The following is a 17431-nucleotide window of genomic DNA, read 5'->3' on the forward strand; positions in this document are numbered from 1 at the left end:
AACGTCAGCCTCGAGTGTCGTTTTCGGCTACCTCGTACGTGTTGGCGGTGACGTGCATCCCGTCCCGGGTACCTTCCAGCTCGTCGATGTAGTTGTCGAAGCCCTTGAAGATGGCCTTCGTCCGGTTGGGAAAGCTCTTCTCGAACTCCGCGCCGTACTGGTCGTCACCCATGGGCCGGCCTTCGGCGGCGAACACCTGGCGCAGCTCCTCACGCACCTCGCGCACGTGCTCGGCCTCCTCCCGCGCCTTTTCGGCCCCGCGACGGATTTTTGTCCACTGCGCGGAGTAGCCGTCTTGCTGCCCCAATAGTTTCTCCTTCCTCAGGGACATCCCCGATAACTGTCCACTATGCTCATGTTTCGTGCACTTCGCAGCAATACGTCTGGGGGTCCCATGAGCGGCTGGGTCGATGTGCACTACCAGGCGCTCGAAGAATGTGGGAGACGGGCCCGCAAGGTGGCGAACATGTTCGACCTGGACGACGCGTTCGAGGGCACCAAGTCCGCCGCGCCGACCGGGGGGACCTCGTCGAAGACCTTCGGTGATCTCAAGGACTCCGGTGGCCTGGCCACGGACGTCGACAAGGTCTGGCGGGCGCTCAAGGACGAACTGCAGGCGGGCAAGAGCCGGCTGAACAACGTCGAGAAGGCGATCGACCAGGTGGAGACCAATCTGCGCAAGGCCTCGAAGGCCTCCGGCGGATGAGCGGCGTCGGCGATCTGCCCGGGGGTGGCCGGCTGGCCGCGCTCCTCGCCAAGGTGACCGGCAATCCGCAGGCGATCAGGAGCACCGCGAACGCGTGGCGGACGGCCGCCGGTCACGTCGCCAGGTCGACCAACTCCCTGACCAAGTCCGTCGGCGAGGTGGACAAGGCCTGGCAGGGCGGCTCGGCCGACGCCTTCACCAAGCACATGGCCGCCTACCCGCGGGCGAGCACCGGTCTCAATGACGCGCTGTCGGCCTGCGCCGACGCTCTCGACAAGGCGGCCACCTCGCTGGAGGACGCCCACGGCAAGGTGAACGCCCTCTGCCAGGACGCGGTCGAACGCGCGGCGGAGTACAAGACCCAGTACGCGAAGCTGAACCCGAAGGCCACCGCCCAGGACGCCGAGGACGCTCTGGCCAAGACGACGATCGTCAGCGGCAACGTCACGAAGGCCGAGAAGCTGGTCGAGAAGGCCGAAGGCGACCTGGAGGACGCCAAGAAGGCGCTGGCCAAGGAGCTCGGCGAGGACGGCGAGTTCGGCTTCTTCACCAAGGTCCCCCAGCCGGACGGGGCCGACTTCGAGCCGGGCGACCACAAGGTCGAGTGGGTCAGGACGCCGTTCGAGGACAAGCGCACCTCGCTGGAGTCGGCGGCCGCCGCCGGCGGCAGCGACGGCGGCGGTGCGAGCGGCGGCGCCGGCTACGCCTACAGCGGCGGCGTCTCCTCGGCCGGCAACGCGCCGGCGCCCAAGGCCGAAGTGGTGGGGTGGATCAAAGAGGCCCTCCGGATCATCAAGTCACCGGAGATGGCCGACACGCTGCGGGCCAGAGGGCTGCTGGAGAAGATCCAGGAACTCGACCCAGACGACCCCAACGACATCCAGCAGATCTGGACCATCATCTACCACGAGTCCAGCGGCAACCCGAGCGCCATCAACAACTGGGACATCAACGCCAAGAACGGCATACCGTCGCAGGGACTGATGCAGACCATCCCGCCCGTATTCAACGCCAACAGCCTGCCGGGACACAAGCAGATCCTGGAGCCGGTGGACAACATCATCGCCGGGGTCCTGTACACGTACAAGGAGTACGGATCGCTCGCCCAGCACCGGGGCCTCGCCTCAATGGCGAGGGGCGGCGGGTACCTCGCCTACTAAGTGGTCTCCTGGTTGGGCTCCACCCAGTCGAACTTGTCGGCGCCCGGAGGCAGCTGACCGGGCTTGGCCGGGGCCTGGAACGGCGGGAACTTCGCGGCGTTGATGGTCGCCTGCTCGAAGTCGATCGCGGCGGCGCCGCCCGGCTTGATGTAGCCGAACTGGTGCTCCTTCTTGATCACGGTGGACATGATGTCGCCCGCCCCGCGCAGGCCCGACACCAGTGTCAAGGTCAGCACGGCCACCGCGCCGTTGGTGCCTGAGGCGATGAACTTCTCCAGCAGGCCGCCATACAGCTTGGTGTGGGGAAATGCCTGCAGCTGCTTGGCGAACAGAAGCAGAGTGGCCGTCGTCACGCCCAGCGTGGCCAGCTTGACCCAGTAGCTCCGGTACCCCGCCGCCACCTCGTCGACCATGCCGCCGACGTCGCCGAGCACACCGCGCAGCGCGCCGATCTCCCGGTGGAAGATCCACACGACCCGTTCGAACTCCTGCTGGTCGAGGGCGATCCAGCCGCTCCGCGACGTGGCGACGAGCTGGGGCAGCAGTTGCTTGACCCCGTCGTCGAGCCGGTTGGAGATGCCGTTCTTCCAGTTCGCGGCCGCCTGCGCCATGCCCGGCTCGTTGGCGATGGCCGTACCCGCGACGATCACGGCGGGGACCAGCCAAGCCGACATCCGGCCCAGCTTCTTGATCGACTCCAGCACCTTGGGCCCGATCGGCTCCGGCATCTGCGGAGGCGGGCCGAAGGTGGGCGGCTTGTAGGCGTTGTAGCCCGGTGTGTTGGGCGCGTTGTAGCCGGGATACCTGTAGGGCGAGTAACCGGAGTTCGCGGTGGAGGGCGGGTTGTAGGCGGGGTGCCGCAGGTTCCCGTATTCGCTCATTTGCGGTACCTCACGGCGCTGGCCTTCTCGGCGGCGCGCCAGTTGCGCTCGCCCTGCGCGAGCGCCCCCGACCAGCTGTCGATCGTCTTCTCCGCCTCGCCCAGCGTGCTGTCGGCCCACCGGCACATGCCGTCGTAGGTGCCGCCCAGCACCATCTCCCCGAGTACGCCGAAGCCCGGGGACTCGACCCCGACCGTGCCGACCAGGCTCCTGACGAAGGACATAGCCACCTTCAGCTCGTCGTCCACCCGATCACGCAGGTGACCGATGGCCGTGGAGGTGACATAGATCTCCTGCCCCGGCGCAGCCGCTTTCATCGTCATATGTACGAATTCTTCCTGATGTCGGGTCTGGTCTCCCCACTCTCATGGCACTCTTAATGATCAGTTAGACGACTGGACGGCTCCCGATTGGCATTCGTTAACCTGCTGCCGGTGGCGTGGGGCGCATGGATTCCAGTGACCCCCGCCTCGTGGAGCTCGACCGGCTCGTACAGGCCAGCGAACGGACGATGCGCGAGCTCGAACAGGCCACGCGGGAGCTACGTCAGCTGAGCGGCTCGGGCGAGAGCCGTGGCGGAACGGTCTCCGCGCGTGTGGACGCCGACAGCAGGCTGGTCGACGTGCGGATCACCCACCGGGCCATGCGGCTGGACCCGGAGGAGCTGGGGCGTGACGTGGTCGAGGCCGTACGCGCGGCTCAGGAGGACCACGAGCGGCAGGCCCGCGACCTGCTCGGGCTCGGGACGGTGCCCGGCGAGCAGGATCTGCTGGGCACGTTCAAGCGCGACCTGGACGAGCTGCAGGACGCCTACGCCCGCGAGACCGGCGAACGGCTCGAAGGGATGCGCCGCACCCAGCGCGCCTGGGAGGGCTGACCCCCGGACAGCAGCGGGGCCGGTGTGGAGTGATCCTCACCGGCCCCGCTTTTCGCGCTGTCTCAGCCGCAGTTGCCGTACGGGGCGCTGGTGCTGCCCGAGGCGGTGCTGCCCGAGAACTTCACGCACTTGCCCTTGGCGGGAAGCTTGACCGGGCCCGCGTAGTAGTCGTAGCTGCCGGAGTCGGTCCTGCTCCCCCCGCCCTGCACGTCGAGGGTGGCGCTGACCTGGCTCTTCACACCCACGTTCGTGGTCTTCATGGTGACCACGCAGTTCTCACCGCTGCCGCTGTTGTAGAGCTGGTAGGTCACCCCGCCCGCGAACGAACCGCTGCGCTGCACGCTGAACCCGGATCCGCACACCTGCGTCGGCGTGTAGGGGTTCGTCTTGGGCGGCGTCGGCGTCGGCTTGGCGGTGGTCTTGGTGGGCGTCGGCTTGGCCGTGGTCTTCGTCGGCGTCGGCTTGGGCGACTGAGTGGTCGGCTTCGGCGTCGGCTTCTGAGTGGTCTTCGTCGGCGTCGGCTTCGGCGCCTCAGTCGTCCTCGTCGGCTCCGGCTCCGGCTCCTTGGTCTTGCTCGGCTCCGGCGTCGGCTCCGGCTCCTTGGTCTTCGTCGGCGTCGGCGTCGGCGTCGGCTCCTGCTTCGACTCGGTCGGGGTCGGCGTCGGCGTGTGGCGCTTCCTGCTCTTGCGCTCGGTCGCGGCGGGCTGCGTCGCGGTCGGCTGGGTGGCGGGCTGCGTCACCGTCGGCTGGGTCACCGGCTGCGTGAGGATCGGCTGCGGCGTCGGGACCGTGCTGAACTCCGGAGCCGTGGGCGCCTGCGAGGGATAGTCGGTCGGCAGCACCAGCGGGACCACGTCGGTCGGGTCGGGGCTGGCCGACGCCCAAGGCACCGTCACATCGGCCTGTGACGGCTGAGGATCGGGCTGGCCGGGCTGCTGCTGCTGTTGCTGCGTGGAGGAGTCACCGCCGCCACCGCCGATCGCGAGGGTGCCACCGCTCTTCGTGGCCTCCGACGCGGAGTTGGAGACGGGCTCCAGCTTGGCGTAGTGGCCGGCGCCCCACAGCCCCACACCGGACAGCAGCATGACGGCCATGACGGCCGCGGCGAGCCCGATGGGGAACGACTTGCGCCGGGGGGCGGCGGCGCCGCCCTGGGCCGGTACCTGCCACACCTGGGCAGGCGGCTGCCCGCCGGGCGCCCCTTCCCACGTGGCTCCCTGCTGCGGCACGGGCGGCGGGCCCCACGTCTGCTGCGGGACCGGCACCCCTTCCAGCGGCTGCTGGTGCTCGACCGGCACCTGCAGCGGCGGAAGCTGGATGGTCTGCGGCGGGAAGAGCTCGTCCTGCGGTGCCGGGATCGGCTCCGGCGGCGACACGGTGGCGACAACGCCTACCCGCGGCGCGGCGGCCCCGCCACTCTTGTCCCCCAGGAGCTGCAGCAGCGCCGTGTACGTGGTCGGCCGCTGGGTGACGTCCTTGGACAGCGCGGAGAGGACCACCCGGCGCAGCGGCTCGGCGAGCGCGCCGACCTCGGGCTCCTCGTTGAGCACCGCCTGGGCGTCGTGCCCGAAGGGCGGCTGCCCGGTCGCGGCGAAGACGATCGTCGCGGCCCAGGCGAACACGTCGGCGTAAGGACCGTAACCCAGGCCGCTGAGCTGCTCGGGCGAGCGGTAACCCAGCTCGCCGGCGGCCTCGCCGAGGTCGATGTCCGTCACACGCGGGCCGTCGGCGGCGAGAAGTACGTTGTGCGGGGTGAGCCCGCGATGCGTGACCCCGGCGAGGTGGACGGCGGTCAGGGCGGTCAGCACGCCCACGGCCACCCGCTCCAGGGTGTCGCCGTCGAGCGGGCCTTCGGCCGCCACCGTCTCGGCCAGGCTGCGGCCCTCGATGTGCTCGCGCACGATGTACGGCTGCTCGCCGTGCATGCCGGCGTCCAGGGTCCTGGCGACGTACACACTCGAAATGCGCTGGACGCCCTTGTACCGCTCGGCGTCCTGCGGCCCCGCGTCCGGAACGGCCGGGAGCAGCTTGATCACTCGGGTGGGTCCGTCCTCGGACTCCTTGCCGAGGTACGCGACTCCGCGCGGGCCCTCGTCCAGCCGTCCAAAGAGGGTGTGAGCTCCTAAACGCTCTGGATCACCCGGCTGCAGAGGGTGCATTTCTTTCCCTTCACCTCAAAACGCGATCTGCAGTACATTCAACCAAACCTGTCACTTTTGCATCAGTAGTTTCGGACGCAACCTGACATTTAACCGTCAGGACATCAGGCCGCCGGACGACCGGGACGCCATCCGCGCCGTCGACCCAGCGGGACGAGCAGCACGCAGGCCGCCCCTACCGCGGCGATGGCCAGAGCGCCGACCGTCACCAGGAGAGAGACGTTCGTCGCGTGCTCGTCGGGCGCCGGGACCTTGGCCACCACGTCGGCGGGCAGCGGCGAGGGCGGGGGCGCGGCGACCACCGGGGCGCCGGCCGGGTCGAAGGACAGCGTCGCGGTGACGGCGAGCAGCGGGTTGACCATCCCGGCTCCGGTGCCCGTGCCCACCGAGCCGTCGGCCGTGGCGGTGATGCGGTGGCGTACCTGCTCCTGGTCGAGCTTGGGGAAGCGGGCGCGGACGAGCGCGGCGACCCCGGCCACGTACGGCGCGGCGAAGCTGGTGCCCTCCAGGCCGCGCATGTAGCTCTTGCCCGTCCACGGGGCGGTGATGTCCACGCCCGGCCCGAGCACGCCGACCGGCGTGGCCGTGTTGGAGGAGTCGGCGCGCTGGCCGTTGCTGTTGGCGGAGCCGACGGCGAGCACGCCGTCGTAGGCCGCGGGGTAGGCGGGCTCGGGCGGCCCGTCCTCCTTGGTGATGTTGCCGGCAGCGGCCACGACCACGATGTCCCTGTCCAGCGCGTACTGGATGACCGCCCTCAGGTCGGGATGGTCGGCGGCCCGCACCGAGACGTTGATCACATCCGCCTTGCGGTCCACCGCCTCCTTGATCCCCTTGACCAGATCGGCGACCTCACCCTCCTCGCTGTTGCTCTGCTTCACCGAGATGAGCTGGGCTTCGGGGGCGACGCCGTGGAAGGGGACCCCCGCGAGGTAGCGGCCGGCGATGATGCCCGCGACGGCGGTGCCGTGCCCCACGCAGTCGCGGTAGCCGGTGTGGGTGATGTCGATGAACTTGGAGATCTGGATCTGCGGGTGCTGGTAGTCGACGCCGCTGTCGACGACGGCGACCTTCACGCCCGCGCCCCGGGTGAGGCGCCACACGTTCTTGATGTCGAGCCTTCGCTGTGCCCACGGCTCGGTGCCGGGCAACTGCGTCGTCCCCTTGCGCGGCTTGCACTCGACAGGCGCTGACCTCTCCGCCGGCACCGCGGCGAGGGCGGGGGCCGAGGTGAGCTGCAGGGCGAGCACGACCGCCGCGAGAGTCCGTCCGATCATGGCGGAAGAGCGTAGCCTGCCGACCTGAACGAAAGAAGCCCTGGTCGCCCCTGAACACCCTGGTCGTCCCTGAATGTCCTGGTCGCCCCTGAACGAAAGAAGCCCCGGCGTTCAGGCCGGGGCCCCTCCGCGAGACTCAGCGGGTCGCGGACTCGATGTTGCCCCGGTAGGTGTTGATCACCCGGGAGGCCTCCTGGAGCTCTTCCGTCATGCGCTGGAAGGCCGTCCGGTAGTTCTGCCAGGCCCCTTGGAAGCGCTCGGCTCCCGGACCCGTCCAAGCGGTGCCGACCTTGGCGGCCTCGCGGTCCAGCGCGGTCATCGTGGTGCGCACCGCCTCGGACTGCTGGGTGAATTGGGTGGCCATCTGCTGCATTTCCGCGGGGTCGCCACCGAGCAGGCTCTGGCTCATGCATACCTCCTGGATCGACTGAAAGCGCCCTCAACATAGACGCGTCACTCACACCTCGCTCCTGTTATGCCGAGCGGCTATGGTCTTCCAGAGGAATATTCGGATCTAAGGAGCAGCCGGCCATGCGCGAGGTTGTGGTCACCGGCGGTGGCACCGGGATCGGCTACGCGGTCGCGGCGGCGTTCGTCTCCGCGGGCGACCGGGTCACGATCACCGGGCGTCGCGAGCATGTGCTGAAGGAGGCCGCGTCCCGGCTCGGCGCCGACTTCCTGCCCTTCGACGCCGCGAACCCCGCCGCCGTGAGGGAGGCGGCCGGCCGCCTGCCCGAGCGCGTCGACGTCCTGGTCAACAACGCGGGCGGCAACACCAACCTCGACCGGCGGCAGTCCGACGACCTGCTGGACGTGGCCGAGGGATGGCTGGCCAACCTCAACGCCAACCTGCTGTCCGCCGTGCTCGTCACGACCGCGCTGCTGCCGCGCTTCGCCAAGGGCGGGCGGATCATCACGATCGGCTCGATCGCCGCCCGCGGTACGGGCTCCGGCTCGTACGGCGCGGCCAAGGCGGCCGTCGAGGCGTGGACCGCCGACCTGGCCGCCCAGCTCGGCCCCCGAGGTGTCACCGCCAACGTGGTCTCCCCCGGCCTGGTGGTCGACACCGAGTTCTTCCGCGGCCGCCTGACCGAGGAGGGCATCAGGGCCCGCGTCGAGAACACCCGCAACGGCCGCCCCGGCACCCCATCTGACGTGGCCGACACTGTTCTGTTCCTCGCCACTCCGGGTGCGCGGCACCTGACGGGGCAGGTGCTCCATGTGAACGGCGGGGCGTACTTGGGTCGCTGAGGATCGGCCGACAACGAGCACCTACACTCCGTTCAGTGCTTGTGGAAGACGGGCCTTGTCGAGGAAGGGCGTCGGAAGGACTTAGGTCAGTGCAGAAGGTTCTGATCGCCAATCGGGGTGAGATCGCCGTCCGGATCGCACGGGCATGCAAGGACGCCGGGATCGGCAGTGTGGCCGTCTACGCCGACCAGGACCTCGACTCCCTGCACGCGAAGATCGCCGACGAGGCGTACGCGCTGGGCGGCCGGTCCCCCGCCGAGACCTACCTCGACATCGGCAAGCTGCTGGAGATCGCCCGGCGCTCCGGCGCCGACGCCGTGCACCCCGGCTACGGCTTCCTGGCCGAGAACGCCGGCTTCGCCCAGGCCGTCATCGACGCGGGCCTGATCTGGATCGGGCCGCCGCCCGCCGCCATCGCCGCGCTCGGCGACAAGGTCCAGGCCAGGCACATCGCGCAGAAGGTCGGCGCGCCGCTGGTCGCCGGCACCAAGGACCCGGTGTCTGGGGCGGCCGAGGTGGTCGCCTTCGCCGAGGAGCACGGGCTGCCCATCGCGATCAAGGCCGCCTATGGCGGCGGCGGCCGGGGCATCAAGGTCGCCCGCCGGCTGGAGGAGGTCGCCGAGCTCTACGACTCGGCCGTACGCGAGGCGACCGCCGCGTTCGGCCGCGGCGAGTGCTTCGTGGAGCGCTACCTCGACCGCCCGCGGCACGTCGAGACCCAGTGCCTGGCCGACCACGACGGCAACGTGGTCGTGGTCGGCACCCGCGACTGCTCGCTCCAGCGCCGCCACCAGAAGCTGGTGGAGGAGGCACCCGCGCCGTTCCTGTCCGAGTCGCAGGTCGAGATCCTCTACACCAGCTCCAAGGCGATCCTGCGCGAGGCCGGCTACGTCGGCGCGGGCACCTGCGAGTTCCTCGTCGGCCAGGACGGCACGATCTCCTTCCTGGAGGTCAACACCCGTCTGCAGGTCGAGCATCCGGTCAGCGAGGAGGTCTCGGGCCTCGACCTGGTCCGTGAGATGTTCCGCATCGCCGACGGCGGGACACTCGGCTACGCCGACCCGCGGCCGCGCGGCCACTCGATCGAGTTCCGGGTCAACGCCGAGGACGCCGGCCGCAACTTCCTGCCCGCTCCGGGCACCCTCACCGTCATGCGGCCGCCGTCGGGTCCCGGGGTGCGGCTCGACTCGGGGTTCGAGGCCGGGATGACCGTGCCGCAGACGTTCGACTCGCTCGTGGCCAAGCTGATCGTGACCGGCCGTACGCGTACGGAGGCGCTGGAGCGCTCGCGCCGGGCACTGGCCGAGTTCGAGATCGACGGCATGCCGACCGTGCTGCCCTTCCACCGCGCGGTCGTGTCGGACCCGGCCTTCACCGCCGAGCCGTTCGCCGTCCACACCCGGTGGATCGAGACCGAGTTCGACAACACGATCCCGCCCTACTCGGGCGACGGCTCCGCCGACGAGCCCGCCGCCCGGGAGTCGGTGACGGTCGAGGTCGGCGGCAAGCGCCTCGAAGTGGTCCTCCCCTCCGGCCTCGGTACGACCGCCAGAGGCTCCGCGCCGCCCGCGGCCAGGAAGCCCAGACGCGGCGGCGCGAACAAGCCCGCGGCGGGCGGCGACGCGCTGGTCAGCCCGATGCAGGGCACCATCGTCAAGATCGTCGCGGCCGACGGCGACACGGTGGCCGAGGGCGACGCGATCGTGGTGCTGGAGGCCATGAAGATGGAGCAGCCACTGACCGCGCACAAGGCGGGCACCGTCACGGGCCTGACCGCCGCGGTCGGGCAGACCGTCACGTCGGGCGCCACGATCTGCGAGATCAAGGACGCCTGACGATGTTTCACGTCGCTTGACGTCGCTTGACGTCGCTTGACGTCGCTTGACGTCGCTCGACCTCTCGCTTGATCGTGCCGGAGTCTCGAAGATCCTTGACCACGCCCCGCGCTCGACCGACTCCATACGGGTAACGTGCGCTGTAGAGGAACTTTGTCGAGTGCCCGTTCGTCATCCTGGGCGAAGGAGGCTTGCTGCCAATGACCCATTCGCTGCGCCGAGCAGGGGCCGCGATCGCGGCTCTGATCGCCGGTCTTTTCGTCGTCCTTGCGCTGTCCCCTGCCGCCAACGCGGCGGCCGCACCCCCTGACGCATCGAGCGTTGTGTCCTATTGGAAGGACAAGAAGGATCCGCTATTCGTGCAGTCGGGATCGCCGCTGACCTCGGACCAGCAGTCCGAGATCCGCGACACGTTGAAGGGTTCCAAGAGTGACATCTACGTCGCGGCTCTGCCCGACGGCACGTTGACGGCGGCCAACGCCAAGCAGTACGTCACCTCCCTTGGCGAGGCCACCGCGGCCGCGAAGGGTGGGGGCCAGGTCACCGTGGCGGTGCTCGACGGCAACTCCCTGTTCGCGGAGTCCAACTTCGGCAAGCCCGGTCTCACCAACCGGCTGTCCCAGCTCGCGGTGCGTAACCACGACGACGTCGTGTCCGGCATGAATGACTTTGTCGAGCGCATCAACCTCGCCTCCCAGGGCAAGAAGGCCGCGCTCGACTCCGGCCCGGTGGGCGGCAGTGGCGGCGGCAGCGGCGCGCTGATCGCCCTGGGCGCGCTCGTCGTGGTCGGCGGCGGCGGCTACTTCGTCTACTCCAAGAACAAGAAGAAGAAGCAGGCCATCCAGGACGCCAAGGACCTGGCCGCGGTCAAGCAGACCGTGGAGGAGGACGTCACCAAGCTCGGCGAGGAGATCACCGCGCTGGACACCGACGTCGCGCTCTCCGGCCAGAGCGGGCAGCACATCACCGAGTGGCAGCAGGCGCTCGACTCCTACGAGAAGGCCAAGACGCAGCTCGCGGCGGTGCAGCGGGCCGACCAGGTCCGCGAGGTGACCCAGACGCTGGAGGACGGCCGCTACGCGCTGGCCGTGGTGAAGGCCAAGGTCAACAACCAGCCGATCCCCGAGCGGCGGGCGCCCTGCTTCTTCAACCCGCAGCACGGCCCGTCCGTACGTGACGTGCGCTGGGCGCCGCCCGGTGGCGCGGTGCGCGACGTACCCGCCTGCGCGAGCGACGCCGAGGCCGTGGAGCGCGGCTTCGACCCGCAGATGCGCGAGGTCATGGTCGACGGCCAGCGGCGTCCCTACTACGACGCGGGCCCGGCCTACCAGCCTTACGCCTACGGCTACTACGGCGGCTTCGGCGACATCATGACCGGCATGTTCATCGGCACCATGATGGGCAGCATGCTCGGCGGCGGTTTCGGCGGCTACGGCGCCGGTTACACCGAGGGCTTCTCCGACGGCGGTGGCGGTGGCGACTTCAGTGGTGGCGGCGACTTCGGCGGCGGAGGTGGCGGCGGCTGGGGCGACTTCGGCGGCGGCGGCGACTTCGGTGGTGGCGACTTCGGCGGCGGCGACTGGTAAAGCGACCAGCGAATGACCGGGCGCGTTCCCTTCGGGGGGCGCGCCCGTTTTCGTGGAAGCCGTCGAAGCTCGGTCAGATCCCGATCTGCGCCTCAGGCTGCATCAACCGCCGGGCTGCCTCGGTGATGGATCCCGACAAAGACGGATAAACCGCGAAGGTGTGGGCCAGCTGATCCACCGTGAGCCGCTGCTGCACCGCCACCGAGAGCGCCAGGATCAGCTCGGAGGCCCGCGGCGCCACCACGACCCCGCCCAGCACGATGCCGGTGTGCGGACGGCAGAACAGCTTGACGAAGCCGTCGTTGAACCCCTGCATCTTGGCGCGGGCGTTGGTGGCCAGCGGCAGCTTGACCACGTTGGCCTCGATCTCGCCGGCCTCGATCGAGCGCTGTGCCACGCCGACCGCGGCGATCTCCGGATCGGTGAAGATGTTGGAGGCCACCGTGGCCAGCCGGAGCGGCTGGACCGCCTCGCCCAGCGCGTGCCAGACCCCGATGCGGCCCTGCATGGCGGCGACCGAGGCGAGCATGAGCACGCCGGTGCAGTCACCCGCAGCGTAGACGCCCGGCGCGGAGGTGCGGGAGACCTTGTCGACCTTGATGAAGCCGTTCCTGTCGAGCTGGACCCCGGCCTCCTCCAGGCCGATGCCGCCCGTGTTGGGCACCATGCCGACCGTCATCAGCGCGTGGGAGCCCTCGGCCGTGCGGCCGTCTTCGAGCGTGACCACGACGCCGTCGGCGGTCCGCTTGACGGAGGCGGCACGCGAGCGGCCCATGACGTTCATGCCGCGGCGCCGGTAGACCTCTTCGAGCACCTCGGCGCCGTCGGCGTCCTCGTTGGGCATCATCCGGTCGCGGCTGGAGACCAGCGTGACCTCGGCGCCCAGCGAGCGGTAGGCGCCCGCGAACTCGGCGCCCGTCACCCCGGAGCCGACCACGATCAGGTGCTCGGGCAGCGCGTCGAGGTCATAAAGCTGGCGCCAGGTCAGGACGCGCTCGCCGTCGGGCTCGGCCCCCGGCAGGATGCGCGGCGTCGCGCCGGTCGCCACGATGACCACGTCGGCCTTGATCGCGCGGTCGCCCGCCTTGACCAGCTGCGGGTCGACCAGCCGCCCGCGGGCCTTGATGATCTCGACGCCCTCGGCGGCGACCCGGGTCTCGATGTCGGCCGACTGGGCCTGCGCCAGCTCCTTGACCCGCTTGTTGACCAGCGGCAGATCGACGCTCGCCACGCCGACGTCGCCATCGAGCCCGCCGGTGAATCCGACGCCCAGCGAGGGCGCGTCGAGCAGGGCCTGTTTACGCACGGAGGTGGCGATGAGCGTCTTGGACGGCACGCAGTCGGTCAGCACGCAGGCGCCGCCAGGCCCGTCCTGTTCGACCATGGTGACCTGCGCGCCTAGCTGCGCCGCCACCAGAGCCGCCTCGTAGCCGCCTGGCCCGCCACCGATGATCACGATCCTCGTCACGTGCCTATTGTCCCGCATGGCGCGCGCTGACGACGAACGGGGCGGCCGGTCGCGCGCTACTCTTATCTGCTGTGCCTGTATACGCGGCCTACGGCAGCAACATGGACCCCGAGCAGATGGCCATGCGCGCCCCTCATTCCCCGATCCGGGGCGTGGGCTGGCTGCAGGGTTGGCGCCTGACGTTCGGCGGCGACTACTTCGGCTGGGAGGGCGCGCTCTCCACCATCGTCGAAGACCCCGACGAGCACGTCTTCGTCGTCCTCTATGACGTGCCCGAGTGGGACGCCAACTCGCTCGACCAGTGGGAGGGCGCGGTCCGCGGCCTCTACCACAAGGTGCGGCTGCGGGTGCAGACCCTCGACGGCGAGCAGGTGGCCTGGTTCTACGTGCTCGACGGCTACGAGGGCGGCCTGCCCTCCGCCCGCTACCTGGGCATCCTGGCCGACGCCGCCGAGCGGGCGGGCGCCCCCGACGACTACGTCAAGGAGCTGCGGGGACGCCCCTGCAAATCGATCGGCGACTAGCTGAGCGGCTGGTCCTTGGTCTCCTTCAGCGCGAAGACGTACACCAGTGTGGAGACCAGGGCGAGCGCCGACATGTACCACGGGAAGAGCCCCGAGTTACCCGCGTCCTTCAGCGCCGTGCCGATGAGCGGCGCGGTGCCGCCGAAGATGGCGACGGTCAGCGAGTACGGGAAGCCCGCCCCCGCCGCCCGCACCCGAGTCGGGAACAACTCGGAGTTGACCGCGGCCGAGACCGAGGTGAAGCAGCCGAGGAAGATCATGCCGAGGCACTGGATGAGCAGCAGGCTGGAGAAGGAGTTCGTCAGCATGCCGAGCAGCGGCACCGGCAGGATCGTGAACGCCAGGCCGAAGGTGATCAGCATGGGCCGGCGCCCGACCCGGTCCGACAGCATGCCGAGCAGCGGCTGCAGGATCATGAAGAAGACCAGCGCGATCGTGCTGACCGTGAGCGACTGACCCTTGTCGAAGCCCACGTTCTGCTGGGCGTAGGTCGGCAGGAAGGTCGTCCAGGTGTAGTAGGCGACCGTGCCCGCCACGGTGATGCCGACGATCATGGCGGCCTTGGTCGGGTAGCGGACCAGGAACTCGAACATGCCCGGACGCTCGGTCTTGCCCTCCTGGATCTCGCTGACCACGGCGCTGGTCTCCTCGGCGCCCTTGCGGATCCACAGGCCCACGAGGCTGATCACCGCGCCCACCACGAACGGGATGCGCCAGCCGTAGGAGCTCATGTCGGCTTCGGCGAGGTTGGCGGCCAGCAGGGCGGCCAGGCCGGAGGCGAAGAGCTGGCCGATGGTGGTGCTGACGTACTGGAAGCTCGAGAACAACCCGCGACGCCCGGGAGGGGCCGACTCGACCAGGAACGTGGTCGCCGCGGCGAACTCACCGCCGACCGAGAGGCCCTGGATCAACCGCGCCAGCGTCAGGATGATCGGCGCGAGCACACCCGCCGCCTCGTAGGTCGGCGTGATCGCCAGCAGCAGCGAGCCGCCACCCATCAGGATGATCGTGAAGGTCATCGCAGACTTGCGGCCGAACCGGTCGGCGAACGCGCCCACCACCAGGCCGCCCAGCGGGCGCATGAAGAAGCCGACCGCGAACACCGCGAAGGCGCTCAGCACCGGGACCAGACTGTTCGTGCCGGACTTGGGGAAGATCTGGTCGGCGAAGTAGACGGTCAGGAAGCTGTAGGTGTACCAGTCGAACCACTCGACGACGTTGCCGATGCTGGCCGCCATGAGCTGTCGGACACGGCTTTTGGGGATGCCGAGTGGCGATGGCGCCACGGGGGAGGTCGCCACGGGGGGCTCCTTTGCTGACAACTGCGATGATGGCCTACTGTGCATTCGGACGACCGAAACAGTCAAATTTCTGGCAACATATTTACAAACCCGACATAGAGACGGCTCCCCGTGGATGTTCTCGACCGGCGCCTGGTCGCCGCCCTCCAGATCAGCCCCCGCGCGTCGTGGGGCGAGATCGGCAGGGCCGTCGGCGAGCACGAGCGCACGGTCGCGCGCCGGTTACAGCGCCTGATCGCCGACGGGATGGTGCGCGTCACCGCGATCTATGACGACCTGCGCTCGGGCCACGGCCGGCCCGTGCACCTGCATGTCCAGGTTCGTCCGGGTACGGCGGCGCAGGTCGCCAAGGCGCTGGCCGACCGGCCCGACACGCGCTCGGTCTACTCGCTGACCGGGGCGGCCGACCTCGCCTGCGAGCTGGTCGCCCGGTCGCGGGAGGAGCTGCACGACATCCTCACCGCGGAGATCAGCGAGATCGACGGGGTGCTGCAGACACAGACCCAGGTCGTCCTGCACACCTTCAGGACGGTCGCCGAGTGGCACGCGCCCTACCTCAGCGAGCAGGAGACGGCCCAGCTGCGTCCGCCCCCGGTCTTCGAACTCCTTCCCGACGAGGACGGTCTTTCGCCTCTGGAGCAGGAGATCGCCGAGCTGCTGGCCGGTGACGGCAGGATCGCGTTCACGGCGATCGCCGAGCGGCTCGACATCTCGGTGCCGACCGCCCGCAGGCGAGTGTCCTCGCTGCTCGAACGGCGGCTCCTGCTGCTGCGGGCCGAGGTCGAGCCCGCGCTGCTCGGCCTGGAGGTGGAGGGCAAGCTCTGGCTCAAGGTACGGCCGCACGGGCTCGACCTGGTCGGCCAGCGGCTCGCCGCGCACCCCAGCGTGCGTTACTGCGCGGCCACCTCGGGCACCCATTCCCTGATCGTCCAGGTCGCGGTGGCCCATGAGGCCGACCTCTACCGTTTCCTGACGGGTGTCGTCGGCCCGCTCGACGAGGTCACCGACATGGACGTCACCCTCATCACCCGCGCCTACAAACGCGGTCACCTCCACAAATCCGGCCTGCTCACCCTGGAGAGGACACCATGACGCCCGCCGAGAACGAAGTCGCCGAACTCTGCGCCGAACTCATCCGCGTCGACAGCAGCAACTACGGGGACGGCACCGGCCCCGGCGAGCGGGCCGCCGCCGAGGCCGTCATGGCCAGGCTGGACGAGGTCGGCATCGAGGCCACCTACATCGAGAGCGAGCCGGGCCGGGGCAACGTCATCACCCGCGTCGCGGGCACCGACCCGTCGCTGCCCGCGCTCCTGGTCCACGGCCACCTCGACGTGGTGCCCGCCAACGCGGCCGACTGGTCCGTCGACCCGTTCGGCGGCGAGGTACGCGACGGCTACATCTGGGGCCGGGGCGCGGTGGACATGAAGGACATGGACGCGATGATGCTGGCCGTACTCCGCCAGCTCACCCGCGAGGGCCGCAAGCCGCGCCGCGACCTCGTCTTCGCCTGGGTCGCCGACGAGGAGGCGGGCGGCAACTACGGCGCCAAGCACCTCACCGCGCACCACCCGGAGCTGTTCGAGGGCGTCACCGAGGCGATCAGCGAGGTCGGCGGCTACTCCCTGGAGGTGGACCCGTCCCTGCGGCTCTACCTGATCGAGACCGCGCAGAAGGGCCTCGGCTGGATGAAGCTCATCGCCGACGGCACCGCCGGGCACGGCTCGATGCTCAACACCGACAACGCGGTCACCGAGGTGGCCAAGGCCGTGGCCAGGGTCGGCGCCCACGAGTGGCCGATCACCCTCACCCCGACGGTCCGCCAGTTCCTCACCGAGGTCGCGGATGCCTTCGGCCTGCCCTTCGACGAGGACGACCCGGCGCCCATCCTGGACAAGATCGGGCCGCTGGTCCGCTTCGTCGGCGCGACGCTGAGCCACACCGCCAACCCGACCCAGCTCAACGCCGGCTACAAGTCCAACGTCATCCCCGGCCAGGCCACCGCCGTGATCGACGGCCGCTTCCTGCCGGGCCACGAGGACGAGTTCTTCAAGACGATCGACTCGCTGATCGGGTCGAACGTCCGCCGCGAGTTCGTGCACCACGACATCGCGCTGGAGACCACGTTCGACGGCGCCCTGGTCGAGTCGATGATCGCGGCGCTGAAGGCCGAGGACCCCACGGCGCGGGCCGTGCCGTACTGCATGTCCGGCGGCACCGACAACAAGACCTTCTTCGCCGACCTGGGCGTACGCGGGTTCGGGTTCGTGCCGCTGCGACTGCCCGGGGACATGGACTTCGCGTCGATGTTCCACGGCGTGGACGAGCGGGTGCCGGTGGACGCGCTCCAGTTCGGGGTACGAGTGCTCGACAGGCTCCTCCTAAACTACTGACTTGGCATCCTCCCCC

The 17431-nt window shown here is 69.6% G+C and carries 17 protein-coding genes; 9 read left to right on the forward strand and 8 right to left on the reverse strand.

The annotated features are described in order from the left end of the window. Nucleotides 1-4 precede the first annotated feature (4 nt). Nucleotides 5-307 carry a hypothetical protein gene (locus AB0J16_RS37200; protein WP_358548597.1) on the reverse strand — a complete coding sequence of 101 codons (303 nt, stop codon included), beginning with the start codon at nt 305-307 and terminating at the stop codon, nt 5-7. An 87-nt stretch (nt 308-394) separates the two neighbouring features. Between AB0J16_RS37200 and AB0J16_RS37205 the strand changes: the two genes are divergently transcribed. After that, nucleotides 395-706, forward strand: a complete 312-nt coding sequence (locus AB0J16_RS37205; RefSeq protein ID WP_357948710.1) for a hypothetical protein — start codon at nt 395-397, stop codon at nt 704-706. Next, entirely contained in the window at nt 703-1866 is a 1164-nt protein-coding gene (locus AB0J16_RS37210) for a WXG100 family type VII secretion target (protein ID WP_358548600.1), read from the forward strand. The genes AB0J16_RS37205 and AB0J16_RS37210 overlap by 4 nt, the downstream gene beginning before the upstream one ends. Here the strand turns inward: AB0J16_RS37210 and AB0J16_RS37215 are convergent. Both AB0J16_RS37215 and AB0J16_RS37220 read right to left on the reverse strand, forming a co-directional pair. Then, on the reverse strand, nt 1863-2747 hold the full coding sequence (locus AB0J16_RS37215; protein ID WP_358548603.1) for a hypothetical protein: 885 nt from the start codon (nt 2745-2747) through the stop codon (nt 1863-1865). The genes AB0J16_RS37210 and AB0J16_RS37215 overlap by 4 nt on opposite strands. After that, nucleotides 2744-3070 carry a hypothetical protein gene (locus tag AB0J16_RS37220; RefSeq protein ID WP_358179666.1) on the reverse strand — a complete coding sequence of 109 codons (327 nt, stop codon included), beginning with the start codon at nt 3068-3070 and terminating at the stop codon, nt 2744-2746. The genes AB0J16_RS37215 and AB0J16_RS37220 overlap by 4 nt, the downstream gene beginning before the upstream one ends. 125 nt (nt 3071-3195) lie before the next feature. On the opposite strand from AB0J16_RS37220, the gene AB0J16_RS37225 reads away from it, so the two are divergent. Next, the gene (locus AB0J16_RS37225; RefSeq protein ID WP_358548605.1) at nt 3196-3624 is read left to right on the forward strand and encodes a YbaB/EbfC family nucleoid-associated protein; all 429 of its coding nucleotides are present in this window, start codon (nt 3196-3198) and stop codon (nt 3622-3624) included. A gap of 62 nt (nt 3625-3686) precedes the next feature. Here AB0J16_RS37225 and AB0J16_RS37230 read toward each other — a convergent pair whose 3' ends face one another. From AB0J16_RS37230 to AB0J16_RS37240, 3 genes are all read right to left on the reverse strand, one after another. Further along, complete coding sequence (locus AB0J16_RS37230) at nt 3687-5783, reverse strand: serine/threonine protein kinase (RefSeq protein WP_358548607.1); 2097 nt, start codon at nt 5781-5783, stop codon at nt 3687-3689. A gap of 104 nt (nt 5784-5887) precedes the next feature. Next, nucleotides 5888-7057 (reverse strand): S8 family serine peptidase, encoded by a 1170-nt coding sequence (locus tag AB0J16_RS37235; RefSeq protein WP_358548610.1) that lies wholly within the window; start codon nt 7055-7057, stop codon nt 5888-5890. A gap of 136 nt (nt 7058-7193) precedes the next feature. Then, nucleotides 7194-7466 (reverse strand): WXG100 family type VII secretion target, encoded by a 273-nt coding sequence (locus tag AB0J16_RS37240; protein ID WP_214633406.1) that lies wholly within the window; start codon nt 7464-7466, stop codon nt 7194-7196. A 122-nt stretch (nt 7467-7588) separates the two neighbouring features. On the opposite strand from AB0J16_RS37240, the gene AB0J16_RS37245 reads away from it, so the two are divergent. The 3 genes from AB0J16_RS37245 (at nt 7589) to AB0J16_RS37255 (ending at nt 11729) form a co-directional block, all read left to right on the forward strand. After that, nucleotides 7589-8308 carry an SDR family oxidoreductase gene (locus AB0J16_RS37245; RefSeq protein ID WP_358548612.1) on the forward strand — a complete coding sequence of 240 codons (720 nt, stop codon included), beginning with the start codon at nt 7589-7591 and terminating at the stop codon, nt 8306-8308. Between the two features lie 89 nt (nt 8309-8397). Next, nucleotides 8398-10143 carry a biotin carboxylase N-terminal domain-containing protein gene (locus AB0J16_RS37250; protein ID WP_358548615.1) on the forward strand — a complete coding sequence of 582 codons (1746 nt, stop codon included), beginning with the start codon at nt 8398-8400 and terminating at the stop codon, nt 10141-10143. A 200-nt stretch (nt 10144-10343) separates the two neighbouring features. Next, the gene (locus AB0J16_RS37255; protein WP_358548618.1) at nt 10344-11729 is read left to right on the forward strand and encodes a hypothetical protein; all 1386 of its coding nucleotides are present in this window, start codon (nt 10344-10346) and stop codon (nt 11727-11729) included. A 73-nt stretch (nt 11730-11802) separates the two neighbouring features. Here AB0J16_RS37255 and AB0J16_RS37260 read toward each other — a convergent pair whose 3' ends face one another. Then, nucleotides 11803-13197, reverse strand: coding sequence for an NAD(P)H-quinone dehydrogenase (locus AB0J16_RS37260; RefSeq protein WP_358548621.1), 1395 nt, complete (start codon nt 13195-13197; stop codon nt 11803-11805). Between the two features lie 71 nt (nt 13198-13268). Here AB0J16_RS37260 and AB0J16_RS37265 point away from each other — a divergent pair, with 71 nt between their 5' ends. Further along, nucleotides 13269-13721 (forward strand): gamma-glutamylcyclotransferase, encoded by a 453-nt coding sequence (locus AB0J16_RS37265; protein ID WP_358548624.1) that lies wholly within the window; start codon nt 13269-13271, stop codon nt 13719-13721. On the opposite strand, the gene AB0J16_RS37270 is transcribed toward AB0J16_RS37265, so the two are convergent. Continuing rightward, complete coding sequence (locus AB0J16_RS37270; RefSeq protein WP_358548626.1) at nt 13718-15022, reverse strand: MFS transporter; 1305 nt, start codon at nt 15020-15022, stop codon at nt 13718-13720. The genes AB0J16_RS37265 and AB0J16_RS37270 overlap by 4 nt on opposite strands. Before the next feature lie 111 nt (nt 15023-15133). On the opposite strand from AB0J16_RS37270, the gene AB0J16_RS37275 reads away from it, so the two are divergent. Both AB0J16_RS37275 and AB0J16_RS37280 read left to right on the forward strand, forming a co-directional pair. After that, entirely contained in the window at nt 15134-16114 is a 981-nt protein-coding gene (locus AB0J16_RS37275; protein ID WP_358548629.1) for an Lrp/AsnC family transcriptional regulator, read from the forward strand. Next, nucleotides 16111-17415, forward strand: coding sequence for a M20/M25/M40 family metallo-hydrolase (locus AB0J16_RS37280; protein ID WP_358548631.1), 1305 nt, complete (start codon nt 16111-16113; stop codon nt 17413-17415). The genes AB0J16_RS37275 and AB0J16_RS37280 overlap by 4 nt, the downstream gene beginning before the upstream one ends. Nucleotides 17416-17431 lie beyond the last annotated feature (16 nt).

The organism is Nonomuraea sp. NPDC049750 (genome assembly GCF_040659625.1).
Classification (GTDB): domain Bacteria; phylum Actinomycetota; class Actinomycetes; order Streptosporangiales; family Streptosporangiaceae; genus Nonomuraea.